This window comes from Streptomyces sp. NPDC059092, from assembly GCF_042756365.1.
In the GTDB taxonomy this organism is placed as follows: Bacteria; Actinomycetota; Actinomycetes; order Streptomycetales; family Streptomycetaceae; genus Streptomyces.
The window spans coordinates 48,002-72,486 of sequence record NZ_JBHZEJ010000007.1 but is presented as its reverse complement, the minus strand read 5'-3'; the positions used below and the strand labels follow the sequence as shown (position 1 = coordinate 72,486).

Here is a 24,485-nt window from a genome sequence, read left to right as displayed (position 1 = left end):
TTCCCCTCACACATACGATGGAAAAAATGGGCATTCGTACGAGGAGAAGACGTGGCTGAAGAGCTCACCCCGGAGACACCCGAACCGGAACCGGAGACCCCTGAGTCGGCGGAAGAACCCATCAAACAGCGGAAGAACGGTCTGTACCCGGGCGTGTCCGACGAGCTCGCAGAGAACATGAAGTCCGGCTGGGCCGACACCGCGCTGCACGGCCTGCGCGCCATCCCGCAGGCGGCCGAGACCGCCGCCCGGCGCGCCGCGCTCTCCGCGCGCTTCCCCGGCGAGCGTCTGGTGGTTCCCGCCGGAAAGCTGAAGACCCGCTCGAACGACACCGAGTACGCGTTCCGCGCGTCCACGGAGTACGCGTACCTCACCGGCGACCAGACCCAGGACGGCGTCCTCGTCCTGGAGCCGGAGGCCGGGGGCCACCGGGCGACGGTCTACCTGCTGCCGCGCTCCAACCGCGAGAACGGCGAGTTCTGGCTCGACGGCCAGGGCGAGCTGTGGGTCGGCCGCCGCCACTCGCTCGACGAGGCGGAGCGGCTTCTCGGCCTGCCCGCCAAGGACGTACGGGAGCTGCCCGCGGCGCTCCGGGCGGCCACGGGACCCGTCCGTGCCGTCCGTGGACACGACGCCGGGATCGAGGCGGCGCTGGCCGACAAGGTCACCGCCGAGCGCGACGAGGAACTGCGCGCCCACCTCTCCGAGGCACGTGCGGTGAAGGACGCCTTCGAGATCGGCGAGTTGCAGAAGGCCGTCGACTCGACCGTACGGGGCTTCGAGGACGTCGTACGGATCCTCGACAAGGCCGAGGCGACCAGCGAGCGCTACATCGAGGGAACCTTCTTCCTCCGCGCCCGCGTCGAGGGCAACGACATCGGTTACGGCTCGATCTGCGCGGCGGGCCCGCACGCGACCACCCTGCACTGGGTGCGGAACGACGGCGACGTACGCGCCGGCGACCTGCTGCTGCTCGACGCCGGTGTGGAGACGCACTCCCTCTACACCGCCGATGTCACGCGCACGCTGCCGATCAACGGCACGTACAGCGAGATCCAGCGGAAGATCTACGACGCGGTGTACGAGTCCCAGGAGGCGGGCATCGCGGCGGTCAGGCCCGGCGCGAAGTACCGGGACTTCCACGACGCCTCGCAGCGCGTCCTCGCCGAGAAGCTGGTCGAGTGGGGGCTGCTGGAAGGCCCGGTCGAGCGGGTCCTCGAACTGGGGCTCCAGCGGCGCTGGACCCTGCACGGCACCGGCCACATGCTCGGCCTCGACGTCCACGACTGCGCCGCCGCGCGGCGGGAGGCGTACGCGGACGGGACGCTGGAGCCGGGGATGTGCCTGACCGTCGAGCCGGGTCTCTACTTCCAGGCCGATGATCTGACCGTGCCGGAGGAGTACCGGGGGATCGGTGTCCGGATCGAGGACGACCTCCTCGTCACGGAGGACGGGAACCGGAACCTGTCGGCGGGGCTGCCGCGGCGGGCGGACGAGGTCGAGGCCTGGATGGCGGCCCTCAAGCAGTCCTGACCGGGGCGGCGCGCGTCCCTGCCCGCTCTTCGCGCGCCTCCTCGCGGGCTGCTCCCGGCCGGCCTCTTCGGTCGGCCGGGGGGCCTGCACGGGCCGAGTCCGCGGGAGGCGTCAGCCCACGCTCAGCAAGGCGTCCCCGCGCCACTTCAGGACCTTGTCGAAGCTGACGACGGCGCCGTGCCCCGGCCGGTTACGGACGTGCACGTGGTCGGCGAACTGCTCGATCATGCGGAGCCCGCGGCCGTTCTCGGCGGTCGCGGAGGCCTGGGCCGTCGCGGCGGTGCGGCGCACCACCCGCCGGGACGGGAAACCGGGACCCGAATCGGCCACTTCGATACGGCAGCGCTCACCGTCGAGATACGCGGTCACCCGGTAGGCGCCGGGCCCCTCCCCGGAGGAACGTTCGTCCCCGCCGTGTTCGACGGCGTTCGCACACGCCTCGGTGAGGGCGACCGACAGGTCGAACGAGATGTCCGGGTCGACCCCGGCGGTCCGCATGGCGTCGAGCAGAAGGCGCCGGGCGAGCGGAACACTCGCCGCTTCGCGTCGCAAGTGGAGAGACCACCAGATGCTCATGTGTCAGCCTCCTGGCTGCGGCTGTTCAGGCTGCTGCGGCTAGACATACCGATACGTATTGCCCCTCCGGCCGACCTGTAAGCACACGATTGACGTGATAGCCCTCATTCGGCGGATGCGAGTGGGATGCCCGCCGTGTATAGGGCGAGATGACGCATGAAAGGGCTGACATGGGGCAGACGCCGACCTTCCGGACCTGCCCTACGGGGCCCGGTGCCGCAGTGCGATGATGACCCGGCCATGTCCAGTCCCGTCCGCATACGTGCCGGAGCCGCGCCGCGGCTGCTGAGGGCCGCGGTGTTCACCGCGGTCTGTGTCGTGCTGTCGGCGACGGGACACGCGATGGCGGCCTGCGCGCCCGTTCCCTGGTGGACCCTGCTCGTCGGGTTCCTGGGGGTCTTCGCGGTCGCCGCGCCGCTGGCGGGCCGCGCCCGCTCCACAGGGTCCGTCGTCGTCGCCCTCGCGGGTGGCCAGCTCGGTCTGCACACCCTGTTCGGCGTCGGTCAGCACAAGCTCCACGTCCCGGCCGGCAGCGACGACGCACTGATCCGGATGGCCGCGCGATTCGTCTGCGGGGCGGGCTCCGGCTCGTTGAGCCCCGTCGACGCGCAGCGCGTCCTGGCCGACGCGGGCGTCCCCGCACCGGGCTCGATGGGCTCGGCGGCGGGCGGCGCCCATGACCACATGACGACGGTCGGGTCCGCGGCCACCGGTTCACTCACCGCCTCGGGCGACGGGCTGCTGCCCTCCGTACCGATGATGCTCGCGCACCTGCTGGCCGCTCTCGCGGCCGGCTGGCTGCTGCGGCGCGGCGATCTCGCGCTGCTCCGGCTCGGCAAGCTCTCGGCGGACGGCATCGACGAGGTCGCGGACAGTGCGCCGCTACGCGCCCTGCGCGCCGCTCTCGCGCTCGTACGGGCCCTGTGCGCCGGGCTCCCCGGCGTGCCCACGCCCGAGCCGCGCGCCGCGTACGCCTCCTCGTACGGCGCTCACCCGGTGCGGGCCGGGGAGACGCTCCAGCACACGGTGATCAGGCGCGGCCCACCGGCCGAATGCGCTCTCGCGGCCTGACTCGACAGACCCCCGCCCCGCACACGGCAAGGACACGCGCTTCCGCGTGCTCCCACCGGCCCGTTTCCTTCGGTGCTCCGTGCGGTCGGGGAGTGTCGCCGTGCCGTCGCGCTCGCCCACGCGAGCGCCTCGACCGGTCCGGGCCGGGTGAGCTTCCGGTACGCCCACCGACCGATCACCGCTTCCCTCATCACGTGGAGTGTTTCGTGTTCAGAGCCTTCTCCTCGCCGTCCTTCGGCTCACCCGCCGTCGCCCGTCTCTCCGTCGTCGGCGGTGTCGCCGCCTCCGCCCTGTTCCTGCTGGCCGGGCCCGCCTCCGCGCATGTCGGCGTGCAGCCCCAGGGCGAGGCGGCCAAGGGCGGTTACGCCGTCATCAACTTCAAGGTGCCCAACGAGCGGGACGACGCCTCCACCACCAAGGTCGAGGTGAACTTCCCGGCCGACCACCCGCTGGCCTCCGTGATGCCCGAGCCCGTGCCCGGCTGGAAGGTCGCCGTCACCAAGGAGAAGCTCGCCAAGCCGCTGACGATGCACGGCAACACCATCACCGAGGCCGTCTCCAAGGTCACCTGGACCTCGGCGGGCGGCAAGATCGGCCCGGGTGAGTTCCAGCAGTTCCCGCTCTCCGTCGGGCAGCTCCCCGAGGACACCGACCAACTGGTCTTCAAGGCCCTCCAGACGTACGACGACAAGGAAGTCGTCCGGTGGATCGAGGAGCCCAAGGAGGGCGCGGAAGAGCCCCAGAGCCCCGCACCGGTGCTGAAGCTCACCGCGGCCACGGGCGACGGGCACGGCGCCGCCGGCTCCGACCACGACGACTCCGCCGCCGGCACCGACGCGGCCGACAAGGCCACGGCCAAGACCGGCGCCCAGCAGGACGGCGCCACCGGGACGGCCTCCGCCGACAGCAGCGACACGACCGCCCGCGTCCTCGGCGTCGTCGGCATCGTCGTCGGCGCCGCGGGGGTGGCCTTCGGCGTCCTGGCCGGCCGCCGCCGTACCACCGCCTGACACGCCCGTCCCTGACAGGCCGTCCTGACAGGCGGCCCCTGACAGGCGGTCGCTGACACGCCGTACTCACGGCACCACGTACGACGCGGCCGTGGCGAGCGAGGCTGGGACTCCCCCGGCCCCGCTCGTCCGGCCGCCACCGCACTCACCACCGGGAAACAGCTTTATGCGCACCAAGAAGACCGTGACCACCGCGGCCGCTCTCGCGGCCGTGGCCGCACTCACCCTCACCGCCTGCGGCAGCGGCGACGACTCCGCGAAGCCCGTCGCCGATGTCTCCACCCAGGCCAAGACCCAGGCCGCGACCGTCCTCGACCAGCCCTTCAAGAAGCCGAACCTCGTCCTCAAGGACACCCACGGCAAGGACTGGGACCTCCGCGAGGAGACCAAGGGCAGGCCGACGCTGATCTACTTCGGCTACACCAACTGCCCGGACGTCTGCCCGCTGACGATGAGCAACATCGCCATCGCCAGGAAGTCGCTCAGCAAGGCTGACCAGGAGAAGCTCCAAGTCGTCTTCGTCACCACCGACCCCGAGCGGGACACCTCCGCCGAACTCGCCAAGTGGCTGCCCAGCGCGGGTGATCCCTCCTTCGTCGGGCTGACCGGCGACTTCCCGACCATCCAGGCGGGCGCACGCCAGCTCGGCATCGGCATCGACGCGCCCAAGAAGGAGAAGGACGGCACCACCGTCTCCATGCACGGCACCCAGGTCATCGCCTTCTCGCCGAAGACCGACGCCGGGTACGTCCTGTACGGCGAGGACGCCACCTCGGACGACTACGCCAAGGATCTCCCGAAGATCATCAAGGGCGAGAACCCGTGAACCGGCGCACCACCTCCCTCGTACTCGCTGTCGGCCTCACGAGCACCCTCACGCTGACCGCCTGCTCCTCTCCGAACACTCCCGAACTCAAGGTCGGCGACAGCTACATGCCACGCCCCGTCAGCGACCTCGGCGCGGGCTTCCTCACCGTCACCAACAGCGGCGGCGGCGACGACAAGCTCACCTCCGTCACCAGCGACATCTCCGACGACGTCACCATCCACCGGACCAAGGACCAGAAGATGCGGGAGGTGAAGTCCTTCGACATCCCCGCCGGCGGTGAACTGGATCTCGAACGCGGCGGCAACCACCTCATGTTCATGAACCTCAAGTCCCGCCCCGCGCCGGGTCAGAAGGTCGGCATCGAACTGCACTTCGAGAAGACCGACCCCATCAAGGTCGAGCTTCCCGTGAAGGAGACCAACTACAACCCCGCCCACCACTGAGGCCGAGACCCGCCCCGGACCAAGGGACTGAGAGACCTATGACAGCCACCGCCCCGCGCTTCGGAGCCGTATCCCTGGTGCGGCTGCTTCTCGTCACCACGGTGCTCCTCGGCACCGTCCTCACCGTGCTCTCCGGCACGGCATCGGCGCACGCAGCACTCACCGGGAGCACCCCCGAGGACGGGGCGGTGGTCGCCACCGCCCCCCAGGACATCACCCTCACCTTCTCCGAGCAGATCGCCATGGGCGCCGACTCGATCCGCGTACTCGATCCGGACAACAAGCGCGCCGACACCGCGCAGATCCGCGACCTGGGCACGGGAACCGGCGTCAAGTACGGCGTCGCCCTGAAGGCAGGCCTGCCGAACGGCACCTACACCGTCGCCTGGCGGGCCGTCTCGGCCGACAGCCACCCCATCTCCGGCGCCTTCACCTTCTCCATCGGAGCGCCCTCCCCGACCACCGCCGCCGTGCCCGTCGAGAAGGTCGGCGGCGGGCTCGTGGGCGCCCTGTACGACATCACCCGCTACGTCTCGTACACCGGCTTCATCCTCCTCGTCGGCGGTACGGCCTTCATCCTCGCCTGCTGGCAGCGCGGGGCGTCCGTACGGCCCCTGCAACGGCTCGTCGTCCAGGGCTGGCTCGCCCTGACCGCCGCCACACTCGTCATGCTGCTCCTGCGCACCCCGTACACCGGCTCGGGCAAGCTGGCCGACGCCTTCGACCTCGGCGGGCTCCAGGACGTCCTGACCACCAAGACCGGCGCGGCACTCGTCTCCCGGCTGCTGCTGCTCGGCGCCGCCGCGCTGTTCATCGCCGTTCTCTTCGGCACGTACGCCAGGCGCGACGAGCCGGAGGAGACGGAGGAGAGCACGGGGGAAGGCACGGAGAAGGGCACGGGGGAGAACACCGAGGAGAGCACGGGAACAGCGGAGAACACGTCGACTGGAACGACGGGGACGGCACGGGCTGCGGAGAAGGCGGAGAAGAACGACCTCACTTTCGGACTCGCGATGGGCGGCAGCGTCGTCGCCGCCGGGATCGCCGCCACCTGGGCTCTCGCCGAACATGCCTCGACCGGGATCCAGCCCGGTGTCGCCATGCCCGTGGACATCCTGCACCTGCTGGCGGCGGCCACCTGGCTCGGCGGGCTGACAGCGCTGCTCGTCGCTCTCCACAAGGCGCCCTTCATGGAGAGCGCGGCGATACGGCGCTTCTCCCGCATCGCTTTCGTCAGCGTCGTCGTCCTCGCCGTGACCGGGCTCTACCAGTCCTGGCGGCAGGTCGGATCATGGTCGGCGCTCGGGGGGACGTCATACGGGCGGCTCCTTCTGGTCAAGGTCGGGCTGGTGGCCGTCCTGGTCGTGATCGCCTGGTTCTCACGACGGTGGACAGGACGGCTCGCGCAAGGGACGGAAACGGCATCAGGGACGGGGACAGGAACCGGGACGAGGGCGGAAACGACGGCCGAAGCCGCGGCGGAACCGGAGACTGGGAGTGGACCCGAGACCCCCGCGGCGACAACCGTCGTTGGTGACGCCGAGAGAGCTACCCAGCTCATACGCCAGAAAGCCGCGATGGCGAGCACACGCCAGAAGCGTCTGCGTGACGCCGATCCCGAACGGACCGGACTGCGCCGCTCCGTTCTCGCCGAGGCCGGCGTCGCGGTCGTACTCCTCGCCGTCACGACCGTGCTGACCTCCACCGAGCCGGGCCGCACCGCGGAACAGGAAGCCGGCCGGGCCGGCTCGGCGGCAGCCGCCGAGCCGGAGAAGACGGGCCCCACCACCGTCACCCTGCCCTTCGACACCGGAGGCAGGAACGGCCAGGGCACCGTCAGGCTCACCCTCGACCCGGCACGCTCCGGCGTCAACGTCATGAACATCTACCTCGACGACGCCGAGGGGAAGGTCATGGACGTGCCCGAGGTGAAGATCGCGTTCACCCTCACGGCCGAGAAGATCGGCCCGCTGCCGATCGCGCCCGTGCGCGCCGCGGCCGGAAAATGGACCGCGGACCCCGTCCTGCTCCCCATGCCCGGCGACTGGAAGCTCCAGGTGACCGTGCGGACCTCGGACATCGACCAGACGACCGTCGACAAGAACGTGAAGATCGGCTGACTACCGTGAGCGACACCCGACAGACCCCGACCGGCCGGAACACCCCAGCCGCCCCAGCTGCCTCCGACGCGCCTGTCGCGCCCGACGCGCCCGACAACAGGAGGACGGCCGACACCCCCGCCGTCTCCAGACGGCGGCTGCTCACCACCGCGGGCTCCGCGGGAGCCGCCGGACTCGCGCTCGGCGCCGCGGGCGGGGCCGGCTACGCGACCGCCCGCCGCCCCGAGCCGGTCACCGCGCTGACCACCGTCGGCACGGAGGCCGTCCCCTTCCACGGCGCGCACCAGTCCGGCATCACCACCCCGGCGCACGCCCGCGGCCACCTGGTCGCCTTCGACCTCGCCCCGGGCGCGGGCCGGAAGGAGGCCGCCGCGCTGCTCCGCCGCTGGTCGGCCTCGGCCCGGACACTGATGGCCGGCGAACCGTCGAACGGCCGGAGTGGCGGTACGACGAGCGGCGGCCACGACACCGGGATCTCCCTGGACGCCGGCCCGTCCTCCCTCACGGTGACCTTCGGCCTCGGCCACAGCTTCTTCGACCGTACGGAACTCACCGCCCACCGCCCCGCCGCCCTCGACCCCCTGCCCGCCTTCTCCTCCGACCGTCTCGACGCCGCCCGCAGCAACGGCGACCTGTGGATCCAGATCGGCTCCGACGACGCGCTGGTCGCCTTCCACGCCCTGCGCACACTCCAGAAGGACGCGGGCGCGGCGGCCCGGGTGCGCTGGCAGATGAACGGGTTCAACCGCTCCCCCGGCGCGACCGCGCAGCCCATGACCGCCCGCAATCTGATGGGCCAGGTCGACGGCACCCGAAACCCGAAACCGTCCGACCCGGACTTCGATCAGCGGATCTTCGTACCGGCGGAGGCACCGACCGGCACCCCGGAGTGGATGGCCGAAGGCTCCTACGCCGTCGTACGGCGCATCCGCATGCTCCTCGACGACTGGGAGGAGCTGACGCCCGCCAAGCAGGAGCAGGTCATCGGGCGCCGCAAGTCCGACGGAGCCCCGCTCACCGGCGGTACGGAGACGACCGAGCCTGATCTCGACAAGCGCGGGCCCGACGGCGATCTGGTGATCCCCAGCAACGCGCACGCCCGGATCTCTCGGCCGGACGCGAACGGCGGGGCCGCCATGCTGCGCCGTCCCTTCTCCTTCCACGACGGCATCGGCGCCGACGGAACACCCGACGCCGGGCTCCTCTTCGTCTGCTGGCAGGCCGACCCACTCAAGGGGTTCGTACCCGTGCAGCGCAAGCTCGACCGCGGGGACGCGCTGTCGGCGTTCATCCGCCACGAGTCGAGCGGCCTGTTCGCGGTGCCCGGCGGGGCTCGCCAGGGGGAGTACGTGGGCCAGCGGCTGCTGGAATCCTGAGCCTCCTGGGCCCCAGCACGCACGCGGACACGGGAACCATCGGCGGGGCCGGGCCATTAGGGTGACCGTATGTCGGCGACGCGCTATACGTATCTCGGCCCTGAGGGCACCTTCACGGAAGCGGCCCTCCGCACCCTCCCCGAGGCCGCCACGCGGGAGCTGGTCCCCATGGTGTCGGTCCCGGCGGCTCTCGACGCCGTACGGAGCGGAGAGGCCGCGGCGGCCCTCGTACCGATCGAGAACTCGGTGGAGGGCGGGGTCACCTCGACCCTCGACGAACTGGCCGGCGGCGAGCCCCTGATGATCTACCGCGAGGTGCTGCTGCCGATCAGCTTCGCCCTCCTCGTACGGCCGGGGACGCAGCTCTCCGACGTGAAGACGGTGACCGGGCACCCGGTGTCCCAGCCGCAGGTGCGCAACTGGCTGCGGGCCCAGCTCCCGGAAGCGCTGTGGGAGTCGGCCGCGTCGAACGCGGACGGGGCTCGGCTGGTGCAGGAGGGCCGGTTCGACGCGGCCTTCGCGGGCGCGTTCGCGGCGGCCACGTACGGCCTCGAACCCCTGGTCAGCGAGATCCACGACGCGGCGAACGCGGAGACGCGCTTCGTCCTGGTGGGCCGGCCCGCGCGCCCCGCGGCGCCGACGGGCGCGGACAAGACCTCAGTGGTCATCTGGCTGGGCGACGACCGCCCGGGCGCGCTGCTCGAACTTCTCCAGGAGTTCGCGGTGCGCGGCGTCAACCTGATGCTGATCCAGTCGCGGCCGACCGGCGCGGGCATCGGCAACTACTGCTTCGCCGTGGACGCCGAGGGCCACATCTCGGACCGCCGGGTGGGGGAGGCGCTGATGGGGCTGAAGCGGATCTGCCCGAAGGTGCGGTTCCTCGGTTCATATCCGCGGGCCGGGGTGTCTGCCGCGGACGTGGGGACGCTGCGCCCCGGGACCTCGGACGCCGAGTTCATCGGCGCGGCGGACTGGCTGGCCCGCAGCCAGGACGGCCGGGCCTGACGCGAGCCTGCGGCCCGGTGCCGGGCGTGCACGCCCGGTGCCGGGCGTGCCCCCGGACACCGGCAGCGCCCAGGGCTGCGGCACAGGCCCTGTGGACAGAGACCCAAGTTATCCACAGGACCGGTTCTCGACCTGGGGACAAGTCGACAACCAGCCTCGCCGCAGTCGACAAATCGTCGCAGTCGTCCCACTTTCGTCCACAGGCCCCTCGATCGCGTTCGACCGCCCGGCGTCACCCCCATTCCCGTGATCAACTCGTCAGAGCGAGCAATTCCCACCCGAATGAGTGTGTGAAGTGGGTTTGAGGGGCGGTTTTTCCGCCCTCCATCCAGTTTCCGTAGGGCCCTTTTCCGGGATCCACAGATCTCCCACACAGCCTGTGGATAACTTCAGGGGAGTCCACTCCTCTGTGGACAACAGAGGGCCCGGCCCCCCTCCGTCACCCACTCCAAATCCCGCCCCCCACAAGGGAAGTGAGTCAAGGCGGCAATGCCGGAATGCCTCGTTCCGGGGAATTCAATCCCCTTTATTGACGAACGACGGGAGGCCGGCAAGGGATTTCCCGACAGTTTTACCAAATGCGGCAATTCGGACAGCGAGCATGGTTGTCGGCAATCGAGTGGGGCGTTGTCAGCGCGCACCGGTAGCCTGGTGGGGTGATTGACCTTCGCCTGCTTCGTGAGGACCCCGACCGTGTTCGCGCCTCCCAGCGCGCCCGTGGAGAGGACGTCGGCCTTGTCGACGCCCTGCTCTCCGCCGACGAGCGGCGCAGGTCGTCCGGCGTCCGCTTCGACGAGCTGCGCTCCGAGCAGAAGTCGCTCGGCAAGCTGATCCCCAAGGCCTCCGCCGAGGAGCGCGCCGAGCTGCTCAAGAAGGCCGAGCAGCTCAAGGCCGACGTGAAGGCCGCCGACGCCGAGCAGCACGAGGCCGACGAGGAGGCCAAGCGACTCCTCCTCCAGCTCGGCAACGTCGTCCACCCCGACGTCCCGGTGGGCGGCGAGGAGGACTTCGTCGTCCTGGAGACGCACGGCACGATCCGTGACTTCGGGGCGGAGGGCTTCGCCCCCAAGGACCACCTGGAGCTGGGCGAGTCGCTGGGCGCCATCGACGTCGAGCGCGGCGCCAAGGTCTCGGGTTCGCGCTTCTACTACCTGACCGGGATCGGTGCGCTGCTGGAGCTGGCGCTGGTCAACGCGGCGATCGCGCAGGCCACCGAGGCCGGCTTCATCCCGATGCTCACCCCGGCGCTGGTCCGCCCGCGCGCCATGGAGGGTACGGGCTTCCTCGGCCAGGCGTCCGAGAACGTGTATCACCTGGAGAAGGACGACTACTACCTGGTGGGCACGTCGGAGGTGCCCCTCGCGGCGTACCACATGGACGAGATCATCGAGGCCGACAAGCTGCCCCTGCGGTACGCGGGCTACTCGCCGTGCTTCCGCCGCGAGGCCGGTACGTACGGCAAGGACACCCGGGGCATCTTCCGGGTCCACCAGTTCGACAAGGTCGAGATGTTCTCGTACGTCAACCCGGCGGAGGCCCAGTCCGAGCACCAGCGGCTGCTGGAGTGGGAGAAGCAGTGGCTGACCGGCCTTGAGCTGCCCTTCCAGGTGATCGATGTGGCGTCGGGCGACCTGGGCGCCTCGGCCACGCGCAAGTTCGACTGCGAGGCGTGGATCCCGACGCAGGGCAAGTACCGCGAGCTGACCTCGGCGTCCAACTGCGACGGCTTCCAGGCCCGCAGGCTCTCGGTCCGGATGCGCGACGGCAAGCAGGTCAAGCCGCTCTCGACGCTGAACGGCACGCTGTGCGCCGTGCCGCGCACGATCGTGGCGATCCTGGAGAACCACCAGCAGGCCGACGGCACGGTACGCGTGCCCGAGATGCTCCGTCCGTACCTGGGCGGCCGTGAGGTACTGGAGCCGATCACCAAGTGAGCATCGACCCGGCTGCCGCGCCGTTCCCGTACAAGCTGGTCGCGACCGATCTCGACGGCACGCTGCTGCGGGACGACGGCACGGTCTCGGGCCGTACGCGCGAAGCGCTCGCCGCGACCACCGCGGCGGGTGCGGCGCACATCATCGTCACCGGACGGTCCGTGCCCTGGACGCGCCATGTCCTGGACGACCTGGGGTACGAAGGCCTCGCGGTGTGCGGGCAGGGCGCGCAGGTCTACCACGCCGGTGAGCACAGGCTGCTGACCTCCCTGACGCTGGACCGGCAGCTCGCCGGGCTGGCACTCGCCAAGATCGAGAGCGAGACCGGCCCGCTCGCGCTGGCCGTGAGCCGGGACGGGCTCGACGGCGAGGTCCTGGTCACCTCCGGCTACCGGCTACAGGAAGGCCCGCTGCGGAGCACGCTCGTCGAGGACCCGGCGGAGCTGTGGGCGGCGCCGCTGAACAAGGTCTACGTCCAGCACCCGGAGCTGGACGACGACGCGCTGGCGCAGGTCGCGCGCGCGACGGTCGGGAGCCTGGTCGACGTGGTGATGGCGGGCGAGGGGATAGTGGAAATCCTTCCCCTGGGCCTGTCGAAGGCCACCGGCCTCTCGCTGGCCGCGCGCAGGCTCGGCCTGAAGGCGGCGGACACGATCGCGTTCGGTGACATGCCCAACGACATCCCGATGTTCGGCTGGGCGCGGCACGGCGTGGCGATGGCGAACGCGCACGCGGAGCTGAAGGCCGTGGCGGACGAGATCACGGACTCCAACGCGGACGACGGCATCGCGGTGGTGCTGGAGAAGCTGCTGCTCGGCTGAGCCGGCCGCGTGGCGAGGTACGCGGCCGGGAGCGAGGGTGTACGGGAGGGGCGGCCCGCGCGGATGCGCGCTCGAAGCGGCCGCCCCCGGGCGGCACTCGTGCGGCTGCGCGGAGTGGTAATGGCTCCTCCGGTGCCGGCGCGGTGCTGCCCTGTTCGAAACTCGACGGACTCGACTCGACGGACTCGTCAGCCGGTCATCGCCGTGCTCCGCTCCCGGTCTGTGGTGCGTCCCGGCAGCTCGGTTGCCGTGACATCACCACTGTGCTCCCGGCGCACCACGGCGCGCCACTGATTATCCGTACGGGCCCGCGCCCGCCCGCCGAGTGAGGGCGCGGACGGACACGGACCTGCCGGACCGCCGGGCTGCCGGGCTGCCGGACCGCCGGGCTGCCGGGCTGCCGGGCTGCCGGGAGTGGATCAGCGGCGCTTACGTCCGCGCCGCAACTCCCCCACCTGCTGGGCTACGTGATCCACCTTGGCGTCCACCCGGTCGATACGGTCGGACATCTCGCACAGCCGGTTACTGATCGCGGCGACCACCTGGTTGGTGGCGTCGAGCCTCCGGTCGAGGCTGTCGAGCCGGTACGACATCCGGTTCAGCACCGGCCCCAGCTCCTGAAGCGCCACCCCGACCCCGCCGAGGCAGGACTCGATGTCCGTCACTCGCCGGTCGAGTGCGGCGTACCCCTCGCGCCGGCCCTCCTCGGCGTCGAGAAGGTACGTACGGACACACCGCGCGATGTCGCTGTCGCGAAGAAGCATCGCGACGTTGAGGACGGCGCGGCGGGTGTGGAGGGTGAGACTGGACCGCCTCTGTGGATAACTTCCTTCGCTCGCGGATGAGAGTGACATGTTGTCACTCTGATATTCGCGCAGGTCAGGGCCGCGCAACACCTGCAGCCCATTCTCCGACAGCTCCGCGCGATGCCGCGCGGTCAACTGCCTGATGACGTCTGTGGATACTTCGAAGTAGCGAGCGACGCCCTCTGTCGTGACATGTACGCCGTCCGGCAGCATCCGCAGAGCCTTGACCTTGTCGAGTGCCTCGACCCGCGCCATGACACTGTCACGCATCGAGCGCGATTCGAGCAGAGCACCTTCAGGTGGCATGAGCGTGCCTTCCATTCGTGAACCGATGATGGCCGGCCCTCTCCCCGGGCTTCAGGGGCGGAGGTCGGCTCACGGTGGCTACTCACCCAATGACCGGTGCGGCGGCTCTTTCGAACCGCCACCGGCAATCCCCAGATTCACGAACGCTCGACGCTACGAACTCCAATTGCCTCCACGCACACGAATCAACGAGCCGATAAACGCACAGTTACGCGGCCCTCGCGCGGCGGCGCCGTGTCGCCGTCGCGCGGCAGCGCCGTCAGACCTCACTCCTCGCCCGCGAGCGTCAGCGTCCGCAGCTTCCGGCCCGCGTACCAGGTCGCCGCCACCGAGACCCCCACCAGCAGGCTCACCGCCAGCGGCAGCCCGACGTCCGAGGTGATCGTGGAACCGGCATCGATCTTCTGGGCGAGCGCGAGCGCCCACTGCTGGACGCTGAGGGTCCGCGCGCCGGACACCAGGCTGCCGAAGAGGGTCTCCCAGACCAGTGCGTAGACCAGGCCGATGACCACCGCGTGCCGGCTGACCGTACCGAGCAGCAGGAAGAGCGCGCTGTACGCGATCGATGCGACGAGCGCCGCGACCGTGTAGGCGATCGCGATCTGCTGGCCGTTGCCGTTGAGGATCCATCCGGCGATGAAGGTGGGGATCGCGGAGAACCCCATGGTGACGGCGATCGCCACGATCAGTTTGGTGAAGATGATCGCCGTCCGGTTCACCGGCTTGGAGAGCAGGTAGACGATCGAGCCGTCGTCGATCTCGGGTCCGATCGCGCCCGTACCGGCGATCACGCCGATCAGCGGGACCATCGTCGCGAGGGCGAAGCCGCCCAGCACCTCCGAGGCGACCTGGTCGTCGACACCGTTGAACATCCGGACGGCGACCGCCATCAGGATCAGCAGCGCGGGCAGTACGAAGAGGATCGCGGCCCGGCGCCTGCCGAGCAGGGCCCGGTAGGTGAGCCGGGCGACTGTGGGGTTGTACATGACGTCACAGCTCCTTTCAGGCCGCTCAGGCCGCTACGAGGTAGGAGAAGACCGACTCAAGGGATTCGTCCGAGGGCGAGACCGTGAGCAGCCGGATGGAGTGCTCGTGGGCGACCTTCGGCAGCAGCGCGGTGAAGCGGCCGAAGTCGACGGCCTGGATGCGCAGGGCGCCCTCGGCGAGGTCGACCTCGATGCCGGCCGTCGACGGGTCGGCGATCAGGGCGGCGGCGAGCGCGCGGTCGTCGCTGGACCGTACGAGATAGCGGTGCGGCCGGTCGGTCATCAGCCTGCGGATCTTGCGGAAGTCACCGGATGCGGCGTGCCGGCCGGCCACGACCACCTCGATGTGCGAGGCGAGTTGTTCGACCTCCTCCAGGATGTGGGAGGAGAACAGCACCGTGCGGCCCGCGGCGCCCATACGCCGCAGCAGCTCCATGAGCTGCATGCGCTGGCGCGGGTCCATGCCGTTGAACGGCTCGTCGAGCAGCAGCACCGACGGGTCGTGGACCAGCGCGGACGCCATCTTCACCCGCTGGCGCATGCCCTTGCTGTACGTCCCGATCCTGCGGTCCTGCGCGTACTCCATCTCGACCGTGGCGAGCGCGGTACGGGCCGCCTTGGCGCCCAGACCGTGCAGTTCGGCGTTGGCGACGACGAATTCGAGACCGGTGAGGAAGTCGTACATCCCCTCCCGCTCCGGCACGATGCCGATCCGGCGGTAGACGGACTCGTTGCGCCAGATCTTCTCCCCGTCGAGGGTGACGGTGCCCGTGGAGGGGGCGAGGAAGCCCGCCATCATGTTGATGAGGGTGGACTTGCCCGCGCCGTTGGGGCCGAGCAGGCCGGTCACACCGGGGCCGATGGTCATGGTCACGTCGTTGACGGCGACCACGTTCCCGAACCAGCGCGAGGTGTGGTCGATGTTGATGGTGGTCACAGCCCGACCTTCCGGTAACGGCTCATGAGGAGGGCGTACGAGCCGGAGATGAGCGCGAGGACTGCCAGCAGGTAGACCACGCCGACCCCGGCCGAGGGGCCCGCGCCCCCGGGGAAGGACGACGAGGCACCGAGGAACGCGGTCTGCAGTCCGTCGATGAGCGTGATGGGTGAGAAGAGGCCGATCCACTGCACGGCGTCGGTCCGGCCCGTGGACAGGGCGATCGCCTGGAGGACGGAGACGGCCCCGTAGGAGATGGTCAGTATCGCGATGACCCCTGCGACACCGAACCCGCGGCGCGGCGTGAGCGCGGCCATCACCAGGCCGAGTCCGCCGAAGAGGAGGGAGAGCACCGTCACCGACACGAGCCCCTGGCCGAACCCCTTGGTCTGCTCGACGAAGTCCATCGACGCCAGCAGAGAGCCGATGTAGAGGATGAGGATCGGTACGCCGGTCAGGATGAGCAGGGCGGAGGCCATCGCGCCGAACTTCGCGAGGACGTAGTCGCCGCGCTCGATGGGGCGCGAGAAGTAGAGCGGAATGGACTTGAAGCGCAGATCGCGGGAGACGGACTGGGGCGCCTGCGCGGCGAGAAAGAGACCGATCACCGCCTGGGTGAAGATCGCGTAGCGCGTGTAGTCCATGGGCAGGCTCTTGAGGTCCGTCGCGACGGCGACTGCCACGACGATCGCCGCGGGCAGGCACATCACCGCGAGGAGGATCATCGGCAGGACCTTGGACTTGGCCGACCGGCCGAGTCCGTACGCGCCGCGCAGGGACTGCGAGTAGAGGGAGCGGCGGGCGTAGGCGCGGCCGAGCCGGGACCCTTCGTACGCGCGGTATCCGATGTTGTGGATCCGGCTGGCACCGGTGTCGGTACCGCTGTGGGTGCCGGTGAGGGCGTCGGTCTCAGCGCTCATCGCGGGCGCCTCCCTTCTGCAGTGCGTACGCCGTCCGGTCGGCGCCCTGGGCCTGGCCGTGGCCCTGATCGGCGTCGTGGCCCTGGCCTTGGTGCGACTCGGCGGCGGAACGTGGGCGGAAGACCTCCGCGATGTGGTGGCGGCGCTGTTCCATCCGTACGAGGCCGAGGCCGAGCCCGGCGACGGTGTCGCGGACGATGTCGTACGTCTCCTCGCCCGTGGCCTCGATCAGCAGGATGTGACCCGCGCCCGGCAGCCCCTCCTCCGTGTCCGAGCGGAGCGTGACCCCGGCGGCGGTGAGGGAGTCGCGCAGCGCCCCCGTTCCATCGGGATGCGCGTCCGTGTCGGTGACCTCGACCGCGAGGGTCGTGGTGATCTGGGTGAAGTCGCTGGTGGAGCTGGAGCGCAGCAGCCGTCCGCCGTCGATGACGACGACGTGGTCACAGGTGCGTTCGAGTTCGCCCAGGAGATGCGAGGTGACCAGGACGGAGATGCCGAAGTCGGTGTGGACACGGCGGATCAGGCCCAGCATCTCGTCGCGGCCGACCGGGTCGAGGCCGTTGGTCGGTTCGTCGAGGAGGACGAGCTTCGGATCGTGGACGAGCGCCTGCGCGAGTTTGACGCGCTGCTTCATGCCGGTGGAGTAGCCGCCGATGGGGCGGTAGCGCTCTTCGTAGAGGCCGACATGGCGCAGGGTGTCGGCGGTCCGCTCGCGGGCCGCGGTCGGCGGCAGCCCGGACATGCGCGCCATGTGGACGACGAACTCGGTGGCCGAGACGTCCGGCGGCAGGCAGTCGTGTTCGGGCATGTATCCGACCTGCTCGCGGATGGCGCTGCCGCTGGTGGCGACGTCGAGCCCGAGCACGGTGGCCCGGCCCTCCGTCGCACGGGACAGGCCGAGCAGAATCTTGATCATGGTGGATTTACCGGCTCCGTTGGCACCCACGAGGCCGGTCACACCGGGCCCGATGTCCAGGGACAGCCGGTCGAGCGCGGTCACCCGGGGGTACCGCATGCTCAGGCTTTCGGTCGCGATCACAGTCGTCACCACTCGAAGGTAGTGGTGCGGGCCACAGCGGACGTCAGCCCTGGCGCCTGTATCCGTGTCCGTCTCCAGTCGTACGGACCCGTAGGGGCCCTGCCCGTAGGAGGAGAGACCGGAGAGGAAGGCCCCCCGGCCTCGTTGTCCACAGGGACGACAGGTCACTTGACGCGACCGCCGGTCCATTGCCACATTCATCGGTGTCACGGGACGAACACGTAGCGCACACGGGACGGAGGCGTGGCGGGGTGCCTATGCGCGAACAGGCCGCCGCGTCGCGGGGGTCCAAGAAGGTCCAGCGCCTGGTGTGCGCGTGCGCGGAGGAGGCCGTATGAAGGACGACGCCCCTGGGGGGAACGGGTACCGCGAGCGCTGGGTGCGCGCCCGCGAGGTCGACCTGTGCGTCGCCGAGCTGGGCGATCCGGCCCGTCCGACAGTGCTGTTCGTGCACGGCTATCCGGACAGCAAGGAGGTCTGGTCCGAGGTCGCCGAGCGGCTCCAGGACCGCTTCCACGTCGTGCTGTACGACGTACGGGGCCACGGCAGGTCCACGGCCCCGGCCCCGCTCCGCGGCGGCTTCACCCTGGAGAAGCTGACGGACGACTTCCTGGCGGTCGCCGACGCGGTGAGCCCGGACCGGCCGGTCCATCTCGTGGGCCACGACTGGGGGTCCGTGCAGTCCTGGGAGTTCGTCACCGTGGCCGGGACCGAAGGCCGTATCGCCTCGTTCACCTCGATGTCGGGTCCCTCCCTGGACCATCTCGGGCACTGGTTCAAGGAGCGGGCGGCGCACCCCACCCCGCGCCGGGTGGGGCAGCTCCTCGGCCAGAGCGCCAAGTCCTGGTACGTCTACGCGCTGCACACCCCGGTCCTGCCGGAGCTGGCCTGGCGCGGGCCGCTCGGCAGGCGGTGGCCGGGGGTGCTCCGGCGCACCGAGGGGCTGTCCGGGGAGGGCTACCCGACCTCCTCGCTGCCGCGGGACGCGGCACACGGGGCCTGGCTCTACCGGGACAACGTACGCCCCCGGCTGCGCCGGCCGCGTACGGACGCCTACGCGCACGCGCCGGTCCAGCTCATCACACCGACCGGGGACGCCTTCCTCTCCGAGCGGCTGTACGACGATCTGGAACGGTGGGCACCCGGACTCGTACGACGCTCACTGCCCGCCAAGCACTGGGTGCCCCGCACCCGCCCCGACCAACTGGCCTCATGGATCGGTTCCTTCGTCCTCGCCCAGGAGGAGGGTGTACCGCGGGCCGCGGCCGGCGCGCCGAGCGGCCCGTACGCCCAGCGTTTCGGCGGACAGCTCGTCCTGGTCACGGGCGCGGCCGGCGGCATCGGCCGGGCGGTGGCCTTCGCGTTCGCCGAGGCGGGCGCCCGGGTCGTGGCGGTGGACCGGGACGGGGACGGCGCGGCGAGAACGGCGGAGCTGGCCGGCCAGATCGGCGCACCGGACGCCTGGAGCGAGACCGTCGACGTCGGCGACGGACCGGCCATGGAGCGACTCGCCGCGAAGGTCGCGACGGAGTACGGCACGGTCGACGTCCTGGTCAACAACGCGGGAATCGGGCTGTCGGGAGCCTTCCTCGACACCACCGCCGAGGAGTGGAAGAGCGTTCTGGACACCCATCTGTGGGGGGTGATCCATGGCTGCCGGCTCTTCGGCGGACAGATGGTGGAGCGCGGCCAGGGCGGCCATATCGTCAACACCGCCTCCGCCGCGGCCTATCAGCCCTCCCGTGCGCTGAGCGCGTACGCCACGTCCAAGGCGGCCGTGCTGATGCTCAGCGAGTGCCTGCGCGCCGAACTGGCCGGGAGTTCCATCGGGGTGTCGGCCGTCTGTCCCGGCTTCGTCCATACCGGCATCGCCTCCACGGCGCACTTCACCGGTGTCTCCGCCGCGGAGGAGGACCGTCTCCGGAAGAAGACCGCCCGGCTGTACGGAATGCGCGGCTACCCGCCCGAGAAGGTCGCCGACGCCGTGCTGCGCGCCGTCGTCCGCAACCAGGCCGTCGTGCCCGTCACCGCGGAGGCGCGCGGCGCGTGGGTCCTGTCGCGGATCGCCTCGCGGGCGCGTCGTGCCGTCGCCCGGGTGGAGCCTCCGCTGTGAACGCCGGGTGCGAGGACATGCGGCTCCGCACAAGGGCCTTGCACGCCCTCACTTCAACATAAGGACGAGCGTGACAATGTGACCAAATGACGAGAAAATGCTTGACACTTGTCCACAGAATCGCCAAATAGCCTGTGGATAAGTCAAGTTGACTGTGGATCAAACCTATGTGCAACGACGAGTTCGAAATCCGGTGGCGACATTCCGCCACCTCCCGGCACTCTGGCCGGATGCACCACGACACCGACCGGACAGACCGACCCGAGCAACCCGAGCAACCCGACCAGCAGGACCGACCCGGCCCGCCCCACGCGCCCGAGCCGCCTCGCGCACCGGACGGGCGACGCACCCTGAAGGTGTCGAAGTACCTCTCCCGGCACCTGCGCCACCAGCCCGAACGGATCGGACTCGCCCTCGACCCGAACGGTTGGGTGACGGTCGACGAACTGCTCCGCGCGGCCTGTGCCCACGGCTTCCGGATCAGCCGCGCCGAACTCGACCATGTGGTCGCCGTCAACGACAAACGCCGTTTCACCATCGACAGCGGGCGCGGCCGGATACGGGCCAACCAGGGCCACACCGTCACCGTCGACCTGGAGCTGGCGGAGCCTCCCCGTACCTCTACCACGGCACCGTGGCCCGCGCCCTGGACGCGATCCGGACCGAGGGGCTGCGCCCCATGGCCCGGCACCACGTACATCTCTCACCGGACCGCGCGACCGCGACCCGGGTGGGGGCCCGCCGCGGCCGGCCCGTCGTGCTGTCGGTGGACGCGGGGGCGATGCACCACGCCGGACTGGTCTTCCACGTCAGCGCGAACGGCGTCTGGCTCACCGACTCCGTACCCCCACGCTACCTGCGCTTCCCCGGCTGACACGTCACGGACGGAGCTGGGCGAGCGCCTCCGCGCCGATCCGCTCGAAGACCCGCTGGTCGACGGCGAAGTCCGAGTCCGGGATGGGCGCGTGCACCGCGATCTCGGTGATCCCCAGCTCGAAGTGGCGGCCCGCGAAGTCCACGAACGCGTCCAGCGACTCCATCGGGCCGTTCCGGTCCGGCGTGAAGCCGGTCAGCAGGACTTTCTCCACCTCCGACACCTTCCGCCCGATCTCCGCGCACGCCGCGCCGAGCCGGTCGATCTGCCCGCTGATGGCCGCACGCGACTCCTCGGGCGTACCCGTCTCGAACAGCTTCGGGTCCCCCGTCGTCACCCACGCCTGCCCGTGCCGGGCGGCGAGCCTCAGCCCGCGCGGCCCGGTCGCCGCCACGGCGAACGGCAGCCGGGGCCGCTGCACGCACCCCGGGATGCCCCGGGCCTCGACCGCCGAGTAGAACGTCCCCTCGTACGTCACGGAGTCCTCGGTCAGCAACCGGTCCAGCAGCGGCACGAACTCCGCGAACCGGTCGGCACGCTCACGCGGCGACCACGCCTCCTGGCCCAGCGCCGTGGCGTCGAACCCCGTTCCGCCCGCGCCGATCCCCAGCGTGATCCGGCCGTCCGACACATCGTCGAGCGTGAGCAGATCCTTGGCGAGCGTCACCGGATGACGGAAGTTCGGCGAGGTCACGAGCGTGCCGAGGCGGATCCGTTCGGTCGCGGCGGCAGCGGCCGTCAGGGTCGGGACCGCCCCGAACCACGGGCCGTCACGGAAGGTCCGCCAGGACAGGTGGTCATAGGTGTACGCGGTGTGGAAGCCCAGCCGTTCGGCGCGCAGCCACTCGTCGCGACCACCGTCGTGCCAGCGACGGACAGGAAGAATCACGGTACTCAGACGCATGACCGCGACGATACGGGTACGGGCCCGCCCGGCGGACACCCGCGGACGGGGACGGGTGAGCGGCCGCCCCCAGTGACACCCGCGCCGGCACGCTGATACCCGCAGGCGGGCACGCCTATCCACGGGGCGGGCACGGGCACACCCCCGCAGATACCGGCGGGCGGCTCAAACGTGCGCCCCTCCGCCCGCCCGTGCGCGCCCGTACGTGAGAATGGGCCCGTGACCTCGCCCCGTGGATCCGTTCCCGCCCCCGACGCCTCTCCGCTCCCCGCCAGGCCCCGGCTGATCGCCACGGATCTGGACGGCACTCTGCTGCACGACGACAAGTCCGTCTCGGACCGTACGATCGCCGCGCTCGAACGCGCCGAGGAGGCCGGCATCGAGGTCTTCTTCGTCACCGGGCGCCCGGCCCGCTGGATGGAGGTCGTCAGCGCCCATGTGCACGGCCACGGCATGGCGATCTGCGCCAACGGCGCCGCGGTGGTCGATCTGCACTCCGGCGGCAAGCTGCTCATGGCCCGCCCGCTGGACCGGGCGGTCGCCCTGGACGTCGTGGGGGCGCTGCGCGCCGCCGCGCCCGGGACGACCTTCGCGGTCGAGCAGACCACCGGCATCAACTACGAGCCGGCGTATCCGGCCTTCGTCCAGGACCCGGGCGCGACCATCGCCACCGCCGAGAAGCTCCTCCGTACCGAGGAGACAGGGGAGACGGGGGAGGCGGACGACGGCACCCCTGCCCCCGTACTGAAGCTGCTCGCCCACCACCCCGAGCTGACCCCGGACGGCTTCCTCGCCCTGGCCCGTACGGTGGCGGGAGACCGCGCCACCCTCACCCGCTCCAGCCCGACCGCGCTCCTGGAGATCAGCGGCCTGGGAGTGAGCAAGGCGAGCACGCTCGCCCTCTGCTGCGCCGAACGCTCCATCTCCTCCGACGAGGTCGTCGCCTTCGGCGACATGCCCAACGACCTGGAGATGCTGACCTGGGCGGGCACGTCGTACGCGATGGGCAACGCCCACCCGGACGTACTGGCCGCCGCGTCCGGCCGCACCGTCACCAACAACGAGGACGGCGTCGCGGTCGTCATGGAAGAGATCCTGGCGCGGCTGTAGACCGCACGGGACGGCCCGCTCTCACAGCGGCACCTCCCAGATCACCGCCGCGCCTCCGGTGCTCTCCGCCGTTCCCGCGTCGCCGCCGAGCCCTGGTTCCGACCAGCTCGCGCCGCCCAGCGCCTCGGCCCGCCGCCGGAGGTTGCGCAGCCCGCTGCGCCGCCCGCCGGCCGGAATGCCCACCCCGTCGTCCGCGACGGTCAGCCGCACCGCCCTCCGGCCGTCGGCGAGCCGTACGGTCGCGTCCACCACCACCTCGATTCGGGACGCGCGCGCGTGCCGGAAGGCGTTGGACAGCGCCTCCCGGAGCGCGGCGATCAGGTTCTTCCCGTACGGCTCGCCCACGGCCGCGTCGACCGGGCCGACGAAGCGGTACGTGGGGGTGAAACCCAGCGGCACCGCCGCCATGTTGATCTCCCGCAGAACCCGCGTCCGTACCCCCGACGGGGCCTCGGCCGGCCCCTGCTGGAGCGCGAAGATGGCCGCCCGGATCTCCTGGATCGTCACGTCCAGCGCGTCGACGGCCTTGTCGATGCCCTGGTGGACCTCGGGCGCGGCCGTGCCGCGCTGGGCGCTCTCCAGCATCATCCCGGTGGCGTGCAGCCGCTGGATCACCAGGTCGTGGAGGTCGCGGGCGATCCGGTCGCGGTCCTCCAGAACGGCCAGCCGCTCCCGGTCGTGCTGCGCTCCGGCCATCATCAGCGCCAGCGCGGCCTGCGCGGCGAACTGTCCCGCCAGGGTGCGCTCCCGGTCCCCGAAGGCCCGGGCGCCCCGCTCGCGCGGCATGACCAGCGCGCCGAGCACCCGGCCGTCGGTACGCAGCGGCAGCAGCATGATCGGGCCGTACAGCGAGGCCATCTCGGTGATCACACGCGAGTCGGTGCGGGCGTCCTCCACGATGACGGCCTCGCCGGCCAGCAGGGCCGCGGCGGCGGGGCTCTCGGCGGGGATGAGATAGCCGGGGGCGATGCGGGGGTGGTCGGCGGAGACGGCGACGATCTCCAGTTCGCCGTTGGGTGTACGGAGCATCACCGAGGCCATCGCCGAGTCCGAGAGGCGGCGTGCCTGTTCCGCGACGACGCTGAGCGCGTCCTCGGTGGAGCCGCCGGAGAGGAGCGCGGTGGTGACGGCGACGGAGCCGTCGATCCACCGTTCGCGCTGCCGGGCCGCCTCGTACAGCCGGGCGTTGCCGATGGCGGCACCCGCCTCGGTGGCCAGGACGCGCACCATCTGCAGGTCGTGGTCACCGAAGGGCGTGCCGGCGGTCTTCTCCGCGAGATAGAAGTTGCCGACGATCTCGCCCTGGCCCGGCACCGGGACGCCGAGGAACGTACGCATCGGGGGGTGCCCCGGCGGGAATCCGGCCGCGCGCGGGTCGGTCGTCAGGTCGGTGAGCAGGATCGGGCCGGGGTGCCGGATCAGCGCGCCGAGGAGACCGGTGCGCCCGTCGGGCCGGTGGCCGATCCGCCGGGCCGTGTCCTCGTCGACCCCGTACGTGACGAAGTCGGAGAGGCCGTCGCCCTGTTCGTCGACGACACCGATCGCGGCGTACCGGGCGCCGACGAGTTCGGCGGCGGTCACGCAGATCCGGTCGAGCGTGGCACGCAGCCCGCGCCCCGCGCCGACGGAGCACATCGCCTCCAGGAGCTGGGGGACCCGCGCGGTGGTCTCGACGGAGAGCCCTTCCAGGCTGCCGGCCGCGAGGGTGGCCGCTTCCAGCGGATCGAGGGGATCCAACGGGTCCAGAGGTTCGGGCTCTTCCATGAATCCGA

20 protein-coding genes and 1 pseudogene are annotated in these 24,485 nt (G+C 70.9%); 13 read left to right on the top strand and 8 right to left on the bottom strand.

The features are described from left to right. Positions 1 to 51 precede the first annotated feature (51 nt). A complete protein-coding gene (locus ACFXPL_RS06650) occupies positions 52 to 1,533 on the top strand; it encodes an aminopeptidase P family protein (RefSeq protein WP_384913510.1) in 1,482 nt (493 codons plus the stop codon). A 111-nt stretch (positions 1,534 to 1,644) separates the two neighbouring features. Here ACFXPL_RS06650 and ACFXPL_RS06645 read toward each other — a convergent pair whose 3' ends face one another. Further along, positions 1,645 to 2,109, bottom strand: coding sequence for an ATP-binding protein (locus ACFXPL_RS06645; protein WP_384913507.1), 465 nt, complete (start codon positions 2,107 to 2,109; stop codon positions 1,645 to 1,647). Between the two features lie 240 nt (positions 2,110 to 2,349). Here ACFXPL_RS06645 and ACFXPL_RS06640 point away from each other — a divergent pair, with 240 nt between their 5' ends. The 9 genes from ACFXPL_RS06640 (at position 2,350) to ACFXPL_RS06600 (ending at position 12,718) form a co-directional block, all read left to right on the top strand. Continuing rightward, positions 2,350 to 3,180 carry a hypothetical protein gene (locus ACFXPL_RS06640; RefSeq protein WP_384913505.1) on the top strand — a complete coding sequence of 277 codons (831 nt, stop codon included), beginning with the start codon at positions 2,350 to 2,352 and terminating at the stop codon, positions 3,178 to 3,180. Between the two features lie 206 nt (positions 3,181 to 3,386). Beyond that, a complete protein-coding gene (locus ACFXPL_RS06635) occupies positions 3,387 to 4,190 on the top strand; it encodes a YcnI family protein (RefSeq protein WP_384913502.1) in 804 nt (267 codons plus the stop codon). Between the two features lie 166 nt (positions 4,191 to 4,356). After that, positions 4,357 to 5,016, top strand: coding sequence for an SCO family protein (locus tag ACFXPL_RS06630; protein WP_384913499.1), 660 nt, complete (start codon positions 4,357 to 4,359; stop codon positions 5,014 to 5,016). Continuing rightward, a complete protein-coding gene (locus tag ACFXPL_RS06625; RefSeq protein WP_384913496.1) occupies positions 5,013 to 5,462 on the top strand; it encodes a copper chaperone PCu(A)C in 450 nt (149 codons plus the stop codon). The genes ACFXPL_RS06630 and ACFXPL_RS06625 overlap by 4 nt, the downstream gene beginning before the upstream one ends. 38 nt (positions 5,463 to 5,500) lie before the next feature. Continuing rightward, positions 5,501 to 7,582: a copper resistance CopC/CopD family protein gene (locus ACFXPL_RS06620; protein ID WP_384913493.1), complete on the top strand. Its 2,082-nt coding sequence runs from the start codon at positions 5,501 to 5,503 to the stop codon at positions 7,580 to 7,582. 137 nt (positions 7,583 to 7,719) lie between these two features. Next, positions 7,720 to 8,958 carry an iron uptake transporter deferrochelatase/peroxidase subunit gene (gene efeB / locus ACFXPL_RS06615; RefSeq protein ID WP_384913781.1) on the top strand — a complete coding sequence of 413 codons (1,239 nt, stop codon included), beginning with the start codon at positions 7,720 to 7,722 and terminating at the stop codon, positions 8,956 to 8,958. Between the two features lie 69 nt (positions 8,959 to 9,027). Next, positions 9,028 to 9,963 (top strand): prephenate dehydratase, encoded by a 936-nt coding sequence (gene pheA, locus ACFXPL_RS06610; protein ID WP_384913490.1) that lies wholly within the window; start codon positions 9,028 to 9,030, stop codon positions 9,961 to 9,963. A gap of 656 nt (positions 9,964 to 10,619) precedes the next feature. Beyond that, the gene (gene serS / locus ACFXPL_RS06605) at positions 10,620 to 11,897 is read left to right on the top strand and encodes a serine--tRNA ligase (RefSeq protein ID WP_384913487.1); all 1,278 of its coding nucleotides are present in this window, start codon (positions 10,620 to 10,622) and stop codon (positions 11,895 to 11,897) included. A 2-nt stretch (positions 11,898 to 11,899) separates the two neighbouring features. Further along, complete coding sequence (locus ACFXPL_RS06600) at positions 11,900 to 12,718, top strand: HAD family hydrolase (protein ID WP_384913778.1); 819 nt, start codon at positions 11,900 to 11,902, stop codon at positions 12,716 to 12,718. 419 nt (positions 12,719 to 13,137) lie between these two features. On the opposite strand, the gene ACFXPL_RS06595 is transcribed toward ACFXPL_RS06600, so the two are convergent. From ACFXPL_RS06595 to ACFXPL_RS06575, 5 genes are all read right to left on the bottom strand, one after another. Further along, a complete protein-coding gene (locus ACFXPL_RS06595; protein ID WP_384913776.1) occupies positions 13,138 to 13,830 on the bottom strand; it encodes a hypothetical protein in 693 nt (230 codons plus the stop codon). Between the two features lie 266 nt (positions 13,831 to 14,096). Further along, positions 14,097 to 14,816 carry an ABC transporter permease gene (locus ACFXPL_RS06590; RefSeq protein ID WP_384913485.1) on the bottom strand — a complete coding sequence of 240 codons (720 nt, stop codon included), beginning with the start codon at positions 14,814 to 14,816 and terminating at the stop codon, positions 14,097 to 14,099. A gap of 25 nt (positions 14,817 to 14,841) precedes the next feature. Beyond that, positions 14,842 to 15,753 (bottom strand): ABC transporter ATP-binding protein, encoded by a 912-nt coding sequence (locus tag ACFXPL_RS06585; RefSeq protein WP_384913482.1) that lies wholly within the window; start codon positions 15,751 to 15,753, stop codon positions 14,842 to 14,844. Continuing rightward, positions 15,750 to 16,673 carry an ABC transporter permease subunit gene (locus tag ACFXPL_RS06580; RefSeq protein ID WP_384913478.1) on the bottom strand — a complete coding sequence of 308 codons (924 nt, stop codon included), beginning with the start codon at positions 16,671 to 16,673 and terminating at the stop codon, positions 15,750 to 15,752. The genes ACFXPL_RS06585 and ACFXPL_RS06580 overlap by 4 nt, the downstream gene beginning before the upstream one ends. Next, positions 16,663 to 17,688 (bottom strand): ABC transporter ATP-binding protein, encoded by a 1,026-nt coding sequence (locus tag ACFXPL_RS06575; RefSeq protein WP_384913773.1) that lies wholly within the window; start codon positions 17,686 to 17,688, stop codon positions 16,663 to 16,665. Before ACFXPL_RS06575 ends, ACFXPL_RS06580 begins: the two co-directional genes overlap by 11 nt. 358 nt (positions 17,689 to 18,046) lie before the next feature. Here ACFXPL_RS06575 and ACFXPL_RS06570 point away from each other — a divergent pair, with 358 nt between their 5' ends. Both ACFXPL_RS06570 and ACFXPL_RS06565 read left to right on the top strand, forming a co-directional pair. Beyond that, positions 18,047 to 19,825: an SDR family oxidoreductase gene (locus ACFXPL_RS06570; RefSeq protein WP_384913475.1), complete on the top strand. Its 1,779-nt coding sequence runs from the start codon at positions 18,047 to 18,049 to the stop codon at positions 19,823 to 19,825. Positions 19,826 to 20,175: 350 nt separating this feature from the next. Next, positions 20,176 to 20,699, top strand: a pseudogene (locus tag ACFXPL_RS06565) (RNA 2'-phosphotransferase). Between the two features lie 4 nt (positions 20,700 to 20,703). On the opposite strand, the gene ACFXPL_RS06560 reads toward ACFXPL_RS06565, so the two are convergent. Continuing rightward, a complete protein-coding gene (locus tag ACFXPL_RS06560; RefSeq protein WP_384913472.1) occupies positions 20,704 to 21,603 on the bottom strand; it encodes an LLM class flavin-dependent oxidoreductase in 900 nt (299 codons plus the stop codon). A 219-nt stretch (positions 21,604 to 21,822) separates the two neighbouring features. Between ACFXPL_RS06560 and ACFXPL_RS06555 the strand changes: the two genes are divergently transcribed. Beyond that, positions 21,823 to 22,713, top strand: a complete 891-nt coding sequence (locus ACFXPL_RS06555) for a Cof-type HAD-IIB family hydrolase (RefSeq protein WP_384913469.1) — start codon at positions 21,823 to 21,825, stop codon at positions 22,711 to 22,713. A gap of 21 nt (positions 22,714 to 22,734) precedes the next feature. On the opposite strand, the gene ACFXPL_RS06550 is transcribed toward ACFXPL_RS06555, so the two are convergent. Continuing rightward, a complete protein-coding gene (locus ACFXPL_RS06550; RefSeq protein WP_384913466.1) occupies positions 22,735 to 24,477 on the bottom strand; it encodes a GAF domain-containing sensor histidine kinase in 1,743 nt (580 codons plus the stop codon). Between the last annotated feature and the right edge of the window lie 8 nt (positions 24,478 to 24,485).

Excerpts from the sequence above, each read along its gene's own strand:
- ACFXPL_RS06580 (WP_384913478.1), bottom strand. The coding sequence starts at position 16,673 with ATGAGCGCTGAGACCGACGCCCTCACCGGCACCCACAGCGGTACCGAC.
- ACFXPL_RS06550 (WP_384913466.1), bottom strand. The coding sequence starts at position 24,477 with ATGGAAGAGCCCGAACCTCTGGACCCGTTGGATCCCCTCGATCCGCTG.
- ACFXPL_RS06620 (WP_384913493.1), top strand. The coding sequence starts at position 5,501 with ATGACAGCCACCGCCCCGCGCTTCGGAGCCGTATCCCTGGTGCGGCTG.
- ACFXPL_RS06590 (WP_384913485.1), bottom strand. The coding sequence starts at position 14,816 with ATGTACAACCCCACAGTCGCCCGGCTCACCTACCGGGCCCTGCTCGGC.
- ACFXPL_RS06570 (WP_384913475.1), top strand. The coding sequence starts at position 18,047 with ATGAAGGACGACGCCCCTGGGGGGAACGGGTACCGCGAGCGCTGGGTG.
- ACFXPL_RS06595 (WP_384913776.1), bottom strand. The coding sequence starts at position 13,830 with ATGCCACCTGAAGGTGCTCTGCTCGAATCGCGCTCGATGCGTGACAGT.
- ACFXPL_RS06575 (WP_384913773.1), bottom strand. The coding sequence starts at position 17,688 with ATGCGGTACCCCCGGGTGACCGCGCTCGACCGGCTGTCCCTGGACATC.
- ACFXPL_RS06645 (WP_384913507.1), bottom strand. The coding sequence starts at position 2,109 with ATGAGCATCTGGTGGTCTCTCCACTTGCGACGCGAAGCGGCGAGTGTT.
- ACFXPL_RS06560 (WP_384913472.1), bottom strand. The coding sequence starts at position 21,603 with ATGCGTCTGAGTACCGTGATTCTTCCTGTCCGTCGCTGGCACGACGGT.
- pheA (WP_384913490.1), top strand. The coding sequence starts at position 9,028 with ATGTCGGCGACGCGCTATACGTATCTCGGCCCTGAGGGCACCTTCACG.
- ACFXPL_RS06630 (WP_384913499.1), top strand. The coding sequence starts at position 4,357 with ATGCGCACCAAGAAGACCGTGACCACCGCGGCCGCTCTCGCGGCCGTG.
- ACFXPL_RS06640 (WP_384913505.1), top strand. The coding sequence starts at position 2,350 with ATGTCCAGTCCCGTCCGCATACGTGCCGGAGCCGCGCCGCGGCTGCTG.